This is a genomic window from Kibdelosporangium banguiense (assembly GCF_017876405.1).
Classification (GTDB): Bacteria; Actinomycetota; Actinomycetes; order Mycobacteriales; family Pseudonocardiaceae; genus Kibdelosporangium; species Kibdelosporangium banguiense.
The window spans coordinates 10654643-10670610 of the sequence record NZ_JAGINW010000001.1; the positions used below are offsets into that span (position 1 = coordinate 10654643).

Sequence of the window (15968 nt, forward strand, 5' to 3'; positions counted from 1 at the left end):
GCTCACCCTGTCTCGAAGGTTCGGGCGCGCAGACTCGCGGCCACCTCCCCTGCTGCCGCCATGAGCTTCGGCTGCCACGCGTTGACCGCGACGTCGTTCAGCCGCGCAGTCGGAGCTGATAACGTGAGGATGGCCAGTAGCTGACCGAACTCGCCTTGCAGCGGAGCCGAGACGGCGCTGACGCCAGGTACACGGCGCCCATGTGAGACGGCGTACCCCTGGTCACGCACCCGTTCGATCTGCTTGAGGTGCTCGCTCACCGGCTCAGGCCTCAGCTCTGGGCGCAGTCCGCAGAGATAGCGTTCGACGAAGGCCTGGCCGTAGCGGTTCCAAGTGTCCGCGAGCAGTACGAGGCTCGTGCCGCCATGTGCGATGGGGATCGGCCGGTAGAGCAGCTCCGCGTGACGGACGGGTGCGTGTCCTGGCAGCGTTTCGATGCAGGCGAACTGCGCGATGTTAACCCGGGCGTAGAGACCTACGGTCTCGCCGCCGCAGGTCTCACGCAACTCGAGCATCGCGCCCGCGGCCGCCAGCTTGACCCGTGCATGTCCATCGAAAGCAGTGGACAACTCATGTGTGAGGAACCCGAGCACGTATTCGCCGCTCGACAGGCGTTCGACCGCCCGTGTCTTCTCCAAGGCTCGCAGCAGCCGGTACACGCCCGTCTGGCTGATGCCGGAAAGCTCCGCAAGACGGGAGGGCAGCAGTGGCCGACGTGCGCGGGCCAGTTCGACGAGCAGACCCATCGCCTTCTCGACCGAGGCGACCGAGTTGCGATCCCGGCGAACGCGAGCGTGGGTCATGGTCCGGCAGTGCTCGGCTGGGCGCGAAGGTCGGCCGTCGACTCCACATCGACCTCGTATCCGCCGCCACTCTTCGGGCGCAGCACAACGCCGTAGATGTCGAGTGCGTCATCGAACGGTATCCAGCGCTCTTCGACGTCCTGGAGAACGGCCTGCGGGTCGCGTTCCAGCGGATCTCCGTAGCCGCCACCACCGCAGGCGTGGCCGGTCACGTACTCGCCCGGTGCGAGCTCGACGGAGAAGGACGACGCAAGCGGCTGTCTGGTCCCGTCGATGCCGACCTTGTAGCTGGCGGCCAGGCATCCGTCCGCTCCCCCACGAACACCCCGCGCGGGGCTTTCGTAACCGTCAGCCATCGACTCAACGGCCATCGAGGCCGAAGTGGGACCATAGCTCACCTCCACTGTGGGGCCACCACGGAAACGCCCGGCGCCACCACTCCCCGAGATGATTCGCAGCGTACGGAACCGCAGCGGGAACTGCCGCTCGTCGATCTCGACACTGTTGCGGTACAGCAGACCTGCGACACAGGGAATCGTGTACGTCACCCAGCCGTCGGCGTGCGGCGACGCAGGCCCGCCGTTGTTACCCGCGGGAAAGAACGCGTGGTAGTCCGCACCGCGTCGAGGATCGAAGCCCGTGATCCCCGGGTACGACACGCCGAGGCCGATGCCGCCCTCGGCGATTCCCCAACCTTCGCCCAGCTGCGCGAACGCGGACTGCACCAGGTTGATCAACCGGTTGGTGGGAATCGACGTCGCCATCGAGCAGGAGGCCGGGAAGCGCGGGATGCCGACGATGCAGTTCTCGCGCAACAGCACCCGCACTCGCCGGAACGCGCCGGCGTTGTGCGGCACGCCCGAATCGACCACACTGGACACACCCTGCATCACCGCGCTCAGGGTCGCGGCCACCGACGCGTTGATGCCCGCGGGCAAGCAGTCGATGTTGTCCCGTAGGTCCACGTCGACATAGCCGGCCTGTTCGTCCACTGTGATCTCGACCCGTAGGGGGATCCCGTCCGGCGCGACCGGCAGCGGGTCCATCCGGGACTCTGCGGTGATCCGGCCGCCGGGCAGCTTGCGCACCTCGTTGGCCATCATCCGCTCCGAGTAGTCGAGCCACTCGGCCGCCGCCTGTTCGATCACGTCGGCGCCGTACTTGTCGACCAGCTCACCGAGTCGCCGCTCCGCGGTGCGGGCCGCTCCCAGCATCGCGCGGTAGTCGCCGTACCAGAGCTCAGGAAAGCGCACGTGCTGACGCGCCATGCGGGTGATGTCGTGGATTTCCTGGTAGTCACGTTCGACGCGGATCGCGGGGAACACGAGCGTGCCTTCGCTGTAGACGTCCGCCGCGTCGATCGACTCACTGCCCGGCGTCGGTCCGCCGGAGTCCGCGACGTGTCCCTTGGCGACCGCTGTGAACAGGTGCCGGTCTCCGGCGAAGACCGGCACGAGCACGCCGAGGTCCGGCGTGTGGGAGTTGCCCAGATACGGATCGTTGTGCAGGAACGCGTCTCCCGGTCGCAGATCCGCGTGCAGGTCGCACATCGACTTCGTCTGGATGTCCGCGCCGTAGTTCTGTACCGGCAGGCCTTCCGCGGACGCGAGCAGCTGATGGTCGCCCGTGACGATCGCGCAGGAGAAGTCGCGGGAGACGCTGATGAGGGTCGAGTACGCCGCCTTCTGCAGGGTGTGCGTCATCTCGCGCACGATCGCCTCGAAGCGATTGGCGATGACCGCCAGCAGGATGGGGTCGATCGTACGGGAGTCCGCTTGCGTGAGTGGCATGGCTGCCTCCTCCTGGTGTGAATCCGGGAACTGACTGTGCACAGCGGACTCAGCCGAGTTCCATCAGGTAGTGGCCCTCGCTCGTGAGCTCGACATCGCTGCCGGGATAGACGACGATGGTCGTGGTGGGCTCAAGGATCAGCGCAGGCCCGGCGATCCGGTTCCCTGGCGCGAGCGAGTCACCCAGAAAGACCGGCACGTCGCGAGCGCGGTCGTCACCGAAGTATCCCGTTCGTGTGCGGTATGGCTCGGGCGTGCTTTGTGTGGTCACGGCACCTGTGCCGGGCGTTCGACGTTCCACCTTCGCGGTGAGCCTTCCCTTCCACACAAGGCATTCGACGTCGCCCTCACCCGCTACGGCGAAGACCCGCTCGTGCGCCGCGCCGACCGCGCGGCGCAGGGACTCCACGTCGGCGTCACTCTTCAGCCGGGGTGAGTCGAGTTCGACCTCCAGATCCCAGAACTGGCCTGGGTATCGGGCCTCGACCAGGTACTGACGCTGGAACCGGGTGAACCCGCGGTCGCGCAGGCGCTGCGCGATGTCGTCGAGCTCGGCGTCGATCCCGTCGAGTACGGCGTTGACGGCGTCGACCGAGCCACTGGCCGACAGGAACTCGTGACTGCGCCACGTTTCCGAGACCACGTCCGAGAACTGCCCGCCGCACGCGCTGAATGCGCCGGACGTGCGTGGGATGAGCACTCGGCGACAACCGAGTTCACGGCCGATCGGTCCGATGTTCAGGCCGGCGGCACCGCCTCCAGCGACGACAAGGCTCTCCCGCGGGTCGACACCCTCGCTGATCGTGATGTCCTGAATCGCCAGAACCATCAGTTCACTCGCCACGGTGATCACACCGAACGCCGTGCGCTCCAACGATTCACCGAGTTCGGCGGCCAGCGGAGCAAGCACCCGCCGCGCCGCGTCGACGTCGATCCTCATTCGGCCGCCGAGAAAGAAGTCCGGGTCGATGTAGCCGAGCACCACCGCCGCATCGGTGACCGTCGGACGTTCCCCGCCGCGACCGTAGCAGGCCGGACCTGGATCGGCCCCGGCGCTTTCGGGTCCGACGCGCAGCAGGCCGCCCGGGTCGATCCAGGCGATCGAACCGCCGCCCGCCCCGACGCTACGAATGTCCACCGAGGACAGCCCGGTCAGATGGCCGGTGTACTTCGGTCCGAGCCATGTGTCGCGAGTGAACTTGATCCGCCCGGCACGCAGGAGGCTGACGTCGAAGCTTGTCCCGCCGGTGTCGGCGACGACGATGTCCTCGCTGCCGATCTGCCCTGAGCCGTACTCGCGGCCGGCGACCGGCGCCAGCGACGGACCGGACTTGAGTGTGTAGATGGGACGTTCGACGAGATCCTCGAGGTGCATCGTCCCGCCGGAGGACGAGGCCACGAGCAGTTCGCCGGCGAAGCCCGCGGCGCGAAGGTCGTCGCGCACGCCGAGCAAGTGCCGCTGCATCAACGGTTTGATCGATGCATCGATCGCCGCCGACGAGGATCGCGGATACTCGCCGACGATCGGGTTGAGTGCCGAGGACAGGGTGTAGGGGACACCGGGCAGCAGTTCCTCGATCAATCGGCCGGCCGCTTGTTCGTGGACGGGATTCGCGACCGCGTTGATCAGGGACACCGCGACAGCCTCGACCCCCTGGTCGCCAAGCAGCTTCAGGACAGTGCGCGTCGCTGCCTCGTCGAGCGGGGCGACCACCCCGCCTTCCGTGTCGACTCGCTCGTCGATCTCGAAGGTGAGCCGGCGCGGGATGTACGGCGCGGGAAACTGTTGCGTGAAGTCGTACGCGCTCTGCTTCCCACCCTGACGCAACACCAGGGTATCCGGAAACCCTTTTGTGGTCAGGAATGCTGTCTTCGCCACATGGCCGGTCAACATCGCGTTGGTGGCGTGCGTCGTCGCGTAGACGAACAGATCACATCGCTGCACAATGGTGGCGGCCGGAAGACCGATCTGTTCGGCCGCCATCTCCAGCCCGGCACGGAGCCCCTCGAAGATCCGATCGCGCGTGGTCGGGCTCTTGCCCAGTACGAGCCGTCCGTCCTTTCCGGACACGGCGACGTCGGTGAAGGTGCCCCCGGCATCGACTGCGATTCTGAACGACATCTTGCTTCCCTTCGAAACACAACTCTCTGCCACGGGCTCAGTCACCTACAGCCGCGACGATCCGGCGCCGCGGGCGCCAGCCCGCTCGCGGAATCGAAGCGATCAGCCGCCGCGTGTAGTCCGCCTGCGGGGCGTCGAGGATCTGCTCGACCTGCCCCGTCTCGGCAACCTGGCCGTGGTGGAGCACGACCGCGGTGTCGCAGACCTGGCGTACCACGGCAAGATCATGCGAAATGAACAAGAAGGCCACCGCGGTCCGCTCACGGATATCGGCGAGCAGGTTGAGCACCTGCGCCTGGATCGACACGTCGAGCGCGGCGACCGCCTCGTCGAGGATCAGCAACCGGGGCTCGGCCGCGAGCGCACGGGCGATCGCGACTCGCTGACGCTGCCCACCCGAGAGCGCCCGCGGCAGCGCCGCGGCCTGCCGGGTGTCGAGCCCGACCTGGTCGATCAACTCGTCGGCACGTGCACTGCGCGCGGCCTTTCCGAGCGTGGGTGCATGCAGCCGCAGTGACTCCTCGATGGTGTCACGCACGCACTGGCGCCGGTCGAGCGACTGGTACGGATCCTGGAAGACCATCTGCACGAGGCCGCCGCGACGCCGGCGTTCACGCGTGCTCACGTGCCCGGCCGGCCACGTCTCCCCTTCGACGACGATCTCGCCTGCGGAAGGCCGTTCCAGCCCGACGATCATCCGTGCACAGGTGGACTTCCCTGACCCGGATTCGCCGACCAGTGCGACGGAACCACCGACGGGCACCGAGAACGACACACCGTCGACCGCGATGACGTCCTCACGGCCAGAAGCGGCACGGCGCACGCGGAAACTCTTGGTCAGTTCGCGGACTTCGAGAAGGGCCTCAGGCATGGGCGGACTCCTCGCGGGTGTGGGCGGCGCGGATGTCCTCGCTGAAATGGCAGGCCACAATGGACTCACCAACCGGGCGCAGAACCGGACGCTCCTGACGGCAGCGCTCTTCAGCACGCGGGCAACGCGCCGCGAACGGGCAGCCTTCGCCTGCCTCGAACGCCGACAGCGGACGCCCCGGAACCGCGACGAGACGCTGACGCCGTACGTCGAGGCTCGGCCTGGCCGCGAGCAATGCCTCGGTGTACGGATGTGCTGCGTCGTCACGCAAGTGGGTCGCGGGCAACTGTTCGACGATCCTGCCCGCGTACATGACCGCGATCCGATCGCAGACAGCGCCGGCCAACTCAAGGTCGTGCGTGATGAACAGCAACCCGAGTGCCCGCTCGCGGCGCTGCTCGTCCAGGATCGCCATCACTTCTTCCTGGGTCGTGACGTCGAGTGCCGTGGTCGGCTCGTCCGCAAGGATGAGACTCGGCTCGGCTGTCAGGGCGCCCGCGATCATCACCCGCTGCAGGAGTCCGCCCGACAACTGCCACGGTCGCTGGCGCATCCGCCGCTCGGCGTCAGCGATACCGACCTCGCGCAGGAGATCGACCACTTTGCGCTCCGCGTCGCGCCGCTTCATCCCACGGGTGAGGACCAAGCCCTCCACGAGATAGTCGCCGATCGGATGGACCGGATTGATGTGCGCGCGAGGGTCCTGGAAGATCATCGCGACGTCGTGGGCGCGGATCCGGCGCAGACCGTTGTCATCGAGGGGAGGGACCGAGACACCGCCGAGCCGGACGTCTCCGCTGAGCCGAGCACCGTGTGGCAACAGGCGCATGATCGAGCGTGCCGTCAGTGATTTGCCCGAGCCGGACTCGCCGACCAGCCCGACCGCTTCCCCCGCTCGGACTTCGAGGCCGATGCCATGGATCGCGGTCTTCATCTCCCCCGCGACCGGCAGTTCGAGTCGCAGATCCTCGATCTGCAGAAGCGGTTCTGTCATGTGCGCCCCTCGATGTCGAAGTGACGCGCGAGCCGCTCGCCGACGAGGTTGAAACCGACCACGGCCAGGACGATGACGAGGGCGGCATAGAGCGACTGCTCCGGATATCCGCCGATGATCGACGGCTGGCCGTTGGCCACCATGACGCCCCAGTCCGGCGCCGGAGGCTGGATGCCCAGCCCGAGGTAGGAGACCGCCGCGAGATCGAGCATCGCGTAACCGAAGGCGACCGCGGACTGCACGACGATCAGCGGCAGGATGTTCGGCAACAGGTGCCGCACGCAGATCGTCCACCCCGAGGCACCCTGGACCCGGAGGGCCTCGATGTACGGCAGGCTGCGTTCCTTCAACGCGGCGGCCCGCAGCACTCGGGCCAGCACAGGCACATAGGAGATCGACAGCGCGATCACCGGCGCCAGAAAGCCCGTACCGAAGACAGCGGCTGCGACAACGGCCAGGATGAGCCCCGGGACCGCGAACGTGACCTCGATGAAGCGAGCGATCATGGCGTCGACCCAGCCACCGTGCCAGGCGGCGAGAATCGCCAGCAGCGTGCCGCCGATGGCGGACAGGACGACCACGAGCGCCGGACCGGCGAGGCTGGGCCCGGCTCCGATGATCAGCCGGGAGAGAATGTCGCGCCCGGTGTCGTCGGTGCCCAGCCAGTGGGCCGGCGAGGACGGGTCGAAGATCGCGAGAGGGTCGATCGCGGTCGCGTCATAAGGCGCGATGAGCCAGCCGAAGACCGCCACGAGCACCAGCAGGAAGCAGCAGACCGCCGCCACTGTCGCAAGTGGTCCGAACGCGGCCATCCGGCGCGCGATCGCGCCTCGGCGCCCAGGCCTCATCATTACCTGTGCGATGCTCATGTGTTGCGGCCTCCCCTCGCGAGACGTGGATCGAGCGCGACGTTGACGACATCGACGACGGTGTTTACGACGATGAAGACGCCGACCATGAGCATCGACAGGATCTGCACGACCGCAAGGTCCTGGCGCTGGGCGCTCTGAACCAGAAGCGAGCCGAGGCCGTTGACGCCGAACGCCGCCTCGGCGACCGCCGTGCCGGCGACCAGACTGGCCACCACCGTTCCCGAGATCGTGAGAATCGGTCCCGCCGAGTTGCGCAGGACATGGTGACGGATGATGCGGCGGTACGGCAGGCCGCGGCTGCGAGCGGTATCGACGTGCTCGGAATGCAGTTCGCTGGATACCGCCGCGCGGGTAATCCTTGCGACGTAGGCGACGTAGCTGAAGCTGAGCGCGATGGCGGGCAACGTCAGATGCCGCAGTTTGTCCGCGAAACCGTCACCGGAACCATAGACAGGCAGCCACGACAAGTGGGTCGCGAAGATCCAGATCAGCACGATCGCCAGCACGAACGTCGGCACGGCCATCGCGACGCTGGTACCGACCGTGACGCTCGTGTCGACGCGGCCACCGCGAAGCGCCGCCAGCACACCAAGGCCGACGCCGAATCCCACAGTCAGCAGGCCCGCGTAGCAGACGAGCATCAGCGTGTTGACGACCCGGCCGGCCAGGAGGTCGGCGATGTCGCTGCGAAAGACCATCGACCTGCCGAGGTCACCGCCCAGCAGCCCGGAAAGCCAATGCCAGTACTGTGTCCAAAAGGGATCGTCCAGGTGGTACTCGGTGCGGATCGACGCGAGCACCTCCGGGTTGGGCACCGTTCCGCCCGCGAGCGCCGCGGCCGGGTCGCCGGGCGCGATCGCCAGCGCGGCATAGATCACGACACTGGCGACGAACAGGGTCACCACGACACCGGCGAGTCGCCGCATCGTGAACCGGATGGTGGCCGTCATCTACGACCCGCCCAGGTTGGCCGCCCACGCCGAGGTCAGGAACGCCGACGACGTCGTGATCCCGGTGAGGCGGTTGTTCAGGAACACGCGTACATGGATCCCCGCCAACGGGACCATGACGCCGTCCGCCGTGAAGATCGCCTGTGCCTCGGCGAACAGCCGGGCCGACTCGCCGGGGTCGACCGAGGTGCGGGCGTCCTGGAGCAGCTTCGTCACCTGTGGTTTGTCGTAGCCGGTGTAGTTGAAGAACCCGTTGGGGAGCACGTACTGCGGTGCGTAGTAGAAGAGGCCGGGAACCTCGATCCAGCCGGGTGTGACAACGAAGTCGACGGACGCGCGCTTGCTCGCGTCGAAGAAGAACGCGTCGAAGTCGGTGGGCTGCAACGTTTTGAGCTCCGCGTCGAAGCCGAGCTCACGCGCCGCGGACTGCACGATCGTCGCGGACTGCAATGCCAGCGCGTCACCGCCCTTCGTGGCGAAGACAAGCGACTTCCTAGCCGGATTCGCCTCGGCGATCAGCGCCTTCGCCTTGGCGAGATCCTGGGTGTGGGAGGGCAGGTTGTCGTACGCGGTTTTGAGCGTCTCGTGCCCGGGGATGCTCTGCCAGACGATCGGCGGCGTCATCGTCTTGAGCGGCCCGCCATAGCCACGCAGGGCCTGCTTGATGAAGGCGTCCTTGTTGATCGCGAGGTCGAGTGCCTGGCGAACCTTCGGGTCGATCGCCGGACCCTGCGACGCGGTCGGGAAGAAACCGACGAACATGCTCGACGGCCCGGCCAGCAGCTTGCCCTGATTCGAGTTCGCGAACGCGTTCACGCTCGCCACCGGGGCGTTGAAGCCGCCGTCGATCTGGCCCGCCAGCAGGGCACTGGTCAGGGTCGCGCTGTCGGTGAGGAACTGGAACTCCAGCGTCCCCGCCTTCGGCGCCCCGTCCCGGTAGCCGTCGTTCTTCGCAATCGTGATCTTGTCGCCCGGCGACCACTTCACCAGCCGATACGGCCCGGTGCACATCAGGCCACCGGCCGGCGTGCCGAGATCCTTGCCGATCCGGGTTCCGAACAGCTTCTGCACGACCGCTCCCCCATGGGACGCCATGGCGTTGCGGAACTGGGTGTCGTGCTGCTTGAACGTCACGGTCACCTGAAGCGGACCGGTTTTCTGGATCGTGTCGACGTACTCGTAGGCATAGCCGTACGCGCTCTGGACATCCGGATCGAGGTTGCGTTGCATCGAGTAGACGACGTCGTCGGCGGTCAGCGGGGTACCGTCCCAGAACCTGACGTCCCCGCGGAGATCGGCGACGAATGTCGTCGGGCCGGTCCAGTCGGCTTTCGTGGCGAGGCCGGGCTGCACCGAGTAGTCCGGCGCGATGCGCAACAGGCCCTCGCACAGATTGGACACCACTGTCTCTTCCGACTCACCGAAAGCCTTGGTGGGATCCAGCGACAGCGGCTCCCCAAAGGACAGTGCCCACTTCACCAGGTCCACGGGGCGCTGGCCGGCCGGCGTGGAACTGACCAGCTCGATCTGGCCAACGTTCCCGCCGGCGTTGCCGCCGCCACCGCAGCCGGTGGCCACGAGCATCGTCATCACACAGCCAAGGGCAAGAACTCCGCGCCTGCGTACCACCATCGTCGGCCCTCTCGTATCGCAGTCTCAGGGTCTCCCCCGCGCCGCGCAATGCGGAACAAGTGCTTCGGCGCCAGCGCGGTTGAGCTTTGTGAGCTGCGAAAACCAGCGCTTCCATGCATGGTTCATCGTGGTTACAGCAGTGTGCAAGCCATCTGGCAACGAAATCCGCAATGCGGATTACGGTTCGGCAAGCCGTCCGTAGGACTCCGGCCTGCGCGTGGTGAGGAAGGGGAACAGGTTGAGCCAGTCGTGGCATTGGTCGAGGTCGAGCGAGGCGACGAGGACCGCGTCGGCGTCGCGTGGTGCAGAGACCAGGATTCGGCCGTAGGGGTCGGAGACGAAGGATGAGCCGTAGAAGGTGATCGTGCCTTCGTCTCCCCAGCGGTTGGCCACCACCATGAAGGTGCCGTTGGCTATCCCGTTTCCGACGATCACCGTGCGCCACAAGGGTTCGGTGTCGAAGTCGGGGTGATCGGGCTCGGAGCCGATCGCGGTCGGGTAGGCGAGCAGTTCCGCTCCGCCCAGCGAGTAGAGCCGGGCCAGTTCCGGAAACCACTGGTCCCAGCATGTTGGCAGGCCCAGGCGCGCCGCGTGGCTGCCGGGAAGATCGATTACGGTGTAGGGCTCGCCATCGGCCGGGCCAGGCCGGAAATAGCGATCCTCGTAGTAGCCGGCAGTGATGGGAATGTGCATCTTCCGGGTCCGGCCGAGCAGTGTTCCGTCGGAGGCGATGAGGATCGCGGTGTTGTACCCGAGCCCGTCGGGGCCATCGGCGCGTTCGAACAGCGACGCGTGCACCGCGACGCCGTGCTCTGCTGTGGTGGCTGCCGCGAAGGTGTAGGTGGGACCGGTGCTGAGGTCCTCGGCGGACGCGGTCGCATCGCCGTCGGGAATCCGGTCCGCGGGGTAGCGGGCGAGGGTGAGTTCGGACAGGAACACGACGTCCGCTCCGGCTTCGGCCGCAATGCGGATACCGTCGTTCAACACGACTCGGTGCTCGGCGGGATCCGGGTGCCAGCGTGTCTGCACCACTCCCACGGTGAGAAACGGCCGAGTGCTGGGATGCACGCGTGCCGGTGACGGCAGTGGTTCCGAGGTGATCAGGCGCATGGCTTCCTCACAACATCATCGGGGTTGTTGTTGGGTGATGCAGTGGACCCCGCCGCCGTAGGCGAAGACCGGCCGGGCATCGACCAGTTCCACCGTCCGGGCAGGGTAGGCGCGGCGCAGGATATCGGCGGCCACAGCGTCGTGCGGATCATCGAATCCGCACAGCACGACCACGCCGTTGGCGACGTAGTGATTGATGTAGGAGTAGTCCACGAACTCTCCCCCGTCCGCCAGCACCGTGGGCGCGGGCAGTTCGACCACTTGGAGCCGTCGGCCGCAGGCATCGGTACTCGTGACCAGGAGTTCGATGATCTCTTGCGATACTTCGTGATCGGGATGCGCGGGGTTCGTCTGGCTGTGCACGGCCACCATCCCCGGGCGGAGGAACGCGGCCACGACATCGACATGTCCACGGGTACCGAACCTGCCGTAGTCGCGCGTCAGCCCACGTGGAAGCCAGATCGCGGTGGTCGTACCCAGGCGCGCGTGCACTTCGGCCTCGACTTGTTCCCTGCTCCACCCCGGGTTGCGTGCGTGGTCGAGCTGCACGGTGTCGGTCAGCAGCACGGTCCCTTCACCGTCCACATGCAACCCACCGCCCTCAGTGGTCAATGTGGACTCTTGACACGGGTGACCGGACAGCGTCGCGACTCCGGCCGCGACGTGCCGGTCACGGTCCCATGCGGCCCATGATTGGGCGCCCCAGCCGTTGAACCGCCAATCGACCGCCGTCAACCCGGTCGGCGACGAAGGATCATGCACGAAGGTCGGGCCGATGTCCCGCATCCACGCGTCGTCAAGCGCGACCTCGACGACATCGATGTCAGGCCGGACCAGAGACCGCGCGATGCGCCCCTGCCCTATACCGGCCACCAGGGTGACCGGTTCATGGCGCGCCACGAGGTTGGCCACGTCGGCCCACACCCGGCGGGCTTCGGTAAGCGTGGGTGAACCCTCCTCACCAAACGTCTCGTTCGGCGGTGGGAACGCCATCCACGTACGCTCGTGCGGCTCTGCTTCAGCGGGCATTCTGATCATGGTCAAGACCTCACTCAAGGATCTGCCTGTCATCGCGCGCAATGCGGAACACATGCGCTGCGGAACCAGCCCGGTTCAGCTCGTGAGCTGCGAAAACCAGTGCTTTGTGCATGGTCCATGGCGGTAACCGCGGCATGCAAGCAAAGCAGTCCGGTCATCCGCAATGCGGATTACAGCTGCCGGTCACTGCGCATGGCGGCCTAGCATCCGTGGCATGCGCGACCGCGAGATGACTGACGAGGAACTGCTTGCCCTCAACGAACGCGTCTCCAACCGGGGACGGTGGGGCGACGACGATGAGCTCGGGACGCTCAACTACATCACGCCGGAAAAACGGTGCGCGGCTGCTGCACTCGTCCGATCCGGCGAGACCGTGTCGATCGGGCGCGACCTCACCGCCACCCCGGATCCGATCACGAGCGAGGCTGTCGACCACCGCGTGCTGTTCGTCGGCCCGGGACCCAACTACGCCACGGACTACGTCGGAATCGAGCCGCACGGGTTCACCATGACCCACCTCGACGCGGTCTGTCACTCCACATGGAACGGTCACCTGTACAACGGCCGTCGCGTCGAGGACATCCAACGCTACGACGGGCTCGCCTTTGGCTCGATATACGCGATGCGCGATGGCATATTCACTCGGGGTGTGTTGCTCGATTTGGCTCGGGCGCGAGGTGTGGAGTATTTCGAACCAGACCGCCTCATCGAGGTCGAGGATCTCGAGGCGGCTGAGGAACAGTGCGGTGTGCGTGTCCAGAGCGGCGACGCCCTCTTCGTCCGTATGGGCCTGCGTCGCTGGGAAGCCGTACACGGACCGCAGTCGCCGGACGAACGAGCCGGGTTGGGCGCACGTTGTCTGGAATGGATACACGAGCGCGAAGTGGCGGTCTACGGTGGCGACTGCGTGGAGTTCATCCCCTATCCCAGCGACGTGATCCGGATGCCGCTGCATCACATCGGAATGCCCTCGATGGGACTGGTCCTGCTCGACTGGCCGGAGGTCGAGCGGCTCGCCGCGACCTGCGAACGCCGGACCCGCTGGGAATTCCTGTTCACGGTCGCGCCGATCCGGCTGCCGCGAGCCACCGGAGCAGCGGTCAACCCGATCTGTGTCTTCTGAGCCGGACTCAGATCCGGCTGTTGGCCGGAATGGCGGACTGTGCGCCCCAGAATCCGCAGTGATGCTCGCCGTTGAAGTCCTTGCCCGCGCCCGAACCAATGGCGTGCACGTATCCGTCCTGTGACGTGAACGGCCTCCAGGTCGAGTCTCCCGGACTACCTGTCCGAGCGAACTGCGCCCAATGGTGCCGCATGGTCCGCCCCATCTCCGATTCGGCTTTTGCCGTCCATGCAACCTGGAAGAGGTACTCGACATCCGCGTAGTGGCCGGACGCGGCCGGGTCCGCCGAGCCTTCGTCGAACTCGTAGGCGAAGACCGGGGTGTGTACGGACATGACCCGATTGCTGTTGAGCGCAGGGCAGGCAAAGGCCGCATCGGTCACCACAGCGCTTGCCGCCTGGAACGGGTCCGGATATCGGTCGAGCGGGTACTCGGCCAGCACTTTGCTCAATGCTCTCGAGGCGGTCGTGGCGTAGTTGGCGGCGACGTCGTCGAAGTCCCGGGCTGACATATCTGGCGATTGCGAAGGGATGGCGCGTCCTTCGAATCGCGTGACCCCTTGCATGACCGGCACTCTGTGGAACTTGCCCTGACGAAACGCGGATCGCTGTGTTTGCGGGATCACGTCGCCGTCTACGGAAGACTGATTGAACGCACTCGACGCCGTGTTGGTCTTGCCCTGGTTCGCCAGCACATCGGCCAGCGATTTCCCGCGCAGACACCCAGTTGACTGGTCGGCACAGCCAATCCGATCGGCGAACGCGATGCCCCGTTCTTGCGAAGCGGACAGTGCCGGAGTGTCCGGCTGATACGCCCCGCTCTGGACAACGGCCTTCTGGAACAGCCCCGCGGAACCCGGGGACATCATGTGGTTGAGGATGTTCAAACCGCCTGACGACGCGCCGAAAACCGTGACGTTCCCGGGATCGCCGCCGAACGCGCGGATGTTGTCCCTCACCCAGCGAAGCGCGACTTGCTGGTCGAGCAGGCCGTAGTTGGCCGCGGGATGCCCTTCCCCGTCGATCGCCGGATGCGCGAGGAAACCGAGTACACCGACGCGATAGTTGGTCGTGACGACAACGACGCCTTCCTGCTGGACGAGCAGGCTGGGGTCATAGTCGCTCGCGCTGCCGCTCGCGTTCGCACCGCCGTGTATCCAGAACATGACCGGCAGATCCCGTGATCCACTCGCCACGTTCTCCGGCGCATAGACATTGAGGAACAGGCAGTCCTCGCTCGCGCCTTTCTCCACACTGTTGCCCGATGGGCACTGCGCGGCGAACTGCGTCGCTGTCAGCGTATCCGTCCATTTTCCGGACGGCTCGGGCGGTCGCCAACGGCGCTCGCCCTCGGTGGACAAGCCGAATCGAACTCCCCTGAACGAAAGGACACTTCCGGATCGAAGGCCGGCCATTGCGCCCAATGCGGTCGTCGCTTTTGCCTCCGCACCTGAAATCGTGACAGTCGGTCCGTCATCGGGCTCGCCACCACCAAAGCCGATGAGCGCGGCTCCACCGGAGGCCAGCAGCACGGCAACCAGCAAAGAGGCCAGCAGAAATCCCCGGCGCGACCGACGCATGCACGTGTCCTTCCGATCAAAATCGAGGGCTCCGCACTCGTTCGACCAGCACTGTCCAAGACGTCACGCACAATGGCAACGGCACGCTCGATTATCCTCCGCCATGCGGAGGGCCTTACGGCACCAAGACGATTTTCCCGCGTGCGTGCCCCCGCTCGACCAGGGCAAGGGCCTCGCGGGCCTCGTCGAGCGACCGCACCTCGGTGATATGCGAGTCCAGTTCGCCCGCGGCCACCAGCCGGGCCAGCTCAGTCAGCACCCGGTACTCCGATCGCGCGTCACATCTCGCCCACCGAGTTGCCCGACCAGCGACTTGTCCGCGACAGAGAACAACCGGTCCGGCGGGACCAGAGCCGCGACCGTGCGCAGAGCGTCCCCACCGACCAGGTCGAACACACCGTCGATGGCCTTTGGCGCCACAGCCCGAATCCGGTCCACAACACCGTCCCCATACGCCACGGCAACCGCGCCGAGCCCGGCGATGAAATCGTGCTTGGCACGGCTTGCCATCCCGATGACACGGATCCCACGCAGCCGGGCGAGTTGCAGCAGCGGCACACCGACGCCACCACCTGCCCCATTCACCAACAGTGTCGCCCCTTCAGGCAGGGCAAGTTGCTCCAAGGCGTCATACGCGGTGCCGGCCGCGACCGGGAGCACGGCAGCGGCCTCCGGCGAAACCCCGTCCGGCCGATGTGCGGCGAACCCAGCCGTGATCAGGGCCTGCTCGGCCCACCCACCGACCATTCCGGGGCAACCACCGAACACTTCGTCGCCAGGCGCGAAACCGCTCACGCCGGAACCGAGCCGCACTACGGTCCCGGCAACCTCACGGCCCAGCACTGCGGAACGCGTGTCGCCGTAGGCGCCCTCCCTCAGCCGCCAATCCCCCGGGTTCACCCCGGCTGCCCGCACCCGGACGAGCAACTCGCCCGGCCCCGGCTCCGGAACCGGCACGTCCAAGAACGACTCCTGCTCAGGACCACCCACCTGCACGAACCCGTGCGCCCGCACGCTCACCTCCACAGCCGACCGGCAACGTATCCGAGCCAGCGGCCGCTGTACACGACTGTCCGCATTGCGG

General features: G+C 66.6%; 14 protein-coding genes. 1 reads left to right on the top strand and 13 read right to left on the bottom strand.

Annotated features, from left to right (window positions below):
- Positions 1-2: 2 nt before the first annotated feature.
- The 10 genes from JOF56_RS47635 to JOF56_RS47680 all read right to left on the bottom strand — a co-directional run bounded on the left by JOF56_RS47635 (position 3) and on the right by JOF56_RS47680 (position 12173).
- Positions 3-803, bottom strand: a complete 801-nt coding sequence (locus JOF56_RS47635) for an IclR family transcriptional regulator (protein ID WP_209646098.1) — start codon at positions 801-803, stop codon at positions 3-5.
- On the bottom strand, positions 800-2593 hold the full coding sequence (locus JOF56_RS47640; RefSeq protein ID WP_209646099.1) for a hydantoinase B/oxoprolinase family protein: 1794 nt from the start codon (positions 2591-2593) through the stop codon (positions 800-802). The genes JOF56_RS47635 and JOF56_RS47640 overlap by 4 nt, the downstream gene beginning before the upstream one ends.
- Positions 2594-2642: 49 nt before the next feature.
- On the bottom strand, positions 2643-4715 hold the full coding sequence (locus tag JOF56_RS47645) for a hydantoinase/oxoprolinase family protein (protein ID WP_209646100.1): 2073 nt from the start codon (positions 4713-4715) through the stop codon (positions 2643-2645).
- Between the two features lie 37 nt (positions 4716-4752).
- Positions 4753-5586 carry an ABC transporter ATP-binding protein gene (locus tag JOF56_RS47650; RefSeq protein ID WP_209646101.1) on the bottom strand — a complete coding sequence of 278 codons (834 nt, stop codon included), beginning with the start codon at positions 5584-5586 and terminating at the stop codon, positions 4753-4755.
- Positions 5579-6580, bottom strand: coding sequence for an ABC transporter ATP-binding protein (locus JOF56_RS47655; protein ID WP_209646102.1), 1002 nt, complete (start codon positions 6578-6580; stop codon positions 5579-5581). The genes JOF56_RS47650 and JOF56_RS47655 overlap by 8 nt, the downstream gene beginning before the upstream one ends.
- The gene (locus JOF56_RS47660) at positions 6577-7449 is read right to left on the bottom strand and encodes an ABC transporter permease (RefSeq protein ID WP_209646103.1); all 873 of its coding nucleotides are present in this window, start codon (positions 7447-7449) and stop codon (positions 6577-6579) included. Before JOF56_RS47660 ends, JOF56_RS47655 begins: the two co-directional genes overlap by 4 nt.
- Complete coding sequence (locus JOF56_RS47665; RefSeq protein WP_209646104.1) at positions 7446-8402, bottom strand: ABC transporter permease; 957 nt, start codon at positions 8400-8402, stop codon at positions 7446-7448. The genes JOF56_RS47660 and JOF56_RS47665 overlap by 4 nt, the downstream gene beginning before the upstream one ends.
- Positions 8403-9992 carry an ABC transporter substrate-binding protein gene (locus JOF56_RS47670; protein WP_209646105.1) on the bottom strand — a complete coding sequence of 530 codons (1590 nt, stop codon included), beginning with the start codon at positions 9990-9992 and terminating at the stop codon, positions 8403-8405.
- Positions 9993-10211: 219 nt separating this feature from the next.
- The gene (locus JOF56_RS47675; protein ID WP_307855590.1) at positions 10212-11063 is read right to left on the bottom strand and encodes a nitrilase-related carbon-nitrogen hydrolase; all 852 of its coding nucleotides are present in this window, start codon (positions 11061-11063) and stop codon (positions 10212-10214) included.
- Between the two features lie 96 nt (positions 11064-11159).
- Entirely contained in the window at positions 11160-12173 is a 1014-nt protein-coding gene (locus tag JOF56_RS47680) for an agmatine deiminase family protein (RefSeq protein WP_245378706.1), read from the bottom strand.
- A 223-nt stretch (positions 12174-12396) separates the two neighbouring features.
- On the opposite strand from JOF56_RS47680, the gene JOF56_RS47685 reads away from it, so the two are divergent.
- Positions 12397-13305, top strand: a complete 909-nt coding sequence (locus JOF56_RS47685) for a cyclase family protein (protein WP_209646108.1) — start codon at positions 12397-12399, stop codon at positions 13303-13305.
- 7 nt (positions 13306-13312) lie between these two features.
- On the opposite strand, the gene JOF56_RS47690 is transcribed toward JOF56_RS47685, so the two are convergent.
- From JOF56_RS47690 to JOF56_RS47695, 3 genes are all read right to left on the bottom strand, one after another.
- A complete protein-coding gene (locus JOF56_RS47690) occupies positions 13313-14884 on the bottom strand; it encodes a carboxylesterase/lipase family protein (protein WP_209646109.1) in 1572 nt (523 codons plus the stop codon).
- Between the two features lie 115 nt (positions 14885-14999).
- Positions 15000-15143 (bottom strand): zinc-binding dehydrogenase, encoded by a 144-nt coding sequence (locus JOF56_RS58995; protein WP_307855591.1) that lies wholly within the window; start codon positions 15141-15143, stop codon positions 15000-15002.
- The gene (locus JOF56_RS47695; RefSeq protein ID WP_307855592.1) at positions 15137-15898 is read right to left on the bottom strand and encodes an NADP-dependent oxidoreductase; all 762 of its coding nucleotides are present in this window, start codon (positions 15896-15898) and stop codon (positions 15137-15139) included. Before JOF56_RS47695 ends, JOF56_RS58995 begins: the two co-directional genes overlap by 7 nt.
- Positions 15899-15968: the final 70 nt, after the last annotated feature.

Coding starts and splice junctions, on each gene's coding strand:
- JOF56_RS47635 (WP_209646098.1), bottom strand. CDS start 803: ATGACCCACGCTCGCGTTCGCCGGGATCGCAACTCGGTCGCCTCGGTC.
- JOF56_RS47640 (WP_209646099.1), bottom strand. CDS start 2,593: ATGCCACTCACGCAAGCGGACTCCCGTACGATCGACCCCATCCTGCTG.
- JOF56_RS47645 (WP_209646100.1), bottom strand. CDS start 4,715: ATGTCGTTCAGAATCGCAGTCGATGCCGGGGGCACCTTCACCGACGTC.
- JOF56_RS47650 (WP_209646101.1), bottom strand. CDS start 5,586: ATGCCTGAGGCCCTTCTCGAAGTCCGCGAACTGACCAAGAGTTTCCGC.
- JOF56_RS47655 (WP_209646102.1), bottom strand. CDS start 6,580: ATGACAGAACCGCTTCTGCAGATCGAGGATCTGCGACTCGAACTGCCG.
- JOF56_RS47660 (WP_209646103.1), bottom strand. CDS start 7,449: ATGAGCATCGCACAGGTAATGATGAGGCCTGGGCGCCGAGGCGCGATC.
- JOF56_RS47665 (WP_209646104.1), bottom strand. CDS start 8,402: ATGACGGCCACCATCCGGTTCACGATGCGGCGACTCGCCGGTGTCGTG.
- JOF56_RS47670 (WP_209646105.1), bottom strand. CDS start 9,992: ATGACGATGCTCGTGGCCACCGGCTGCGGTGGCGGCGGCAACGCCGGC.
- JOF56_RS47680 (WP_245378706.1), bottom strand. CDS start 12,173: ATGCCCGCTGAAGCAGAGCCGCACGAGCGTACGTGGATGGCGTTCCCA.
- JOF56_RS47685 (WP_209646108.1), top strand. CDS start 12,397: ATGCGCGACCGCGAGATGACTGACGAGGAACTGCTTGCCCTCAACGAA.
- JOF56_RS47690 (WP_209646109.1), bottom strand. CDS start 14,884: ATGCGTCGGTCGCGCCGGGGATTTCTGCTGGCCTCTTTGCTGGTTGCC.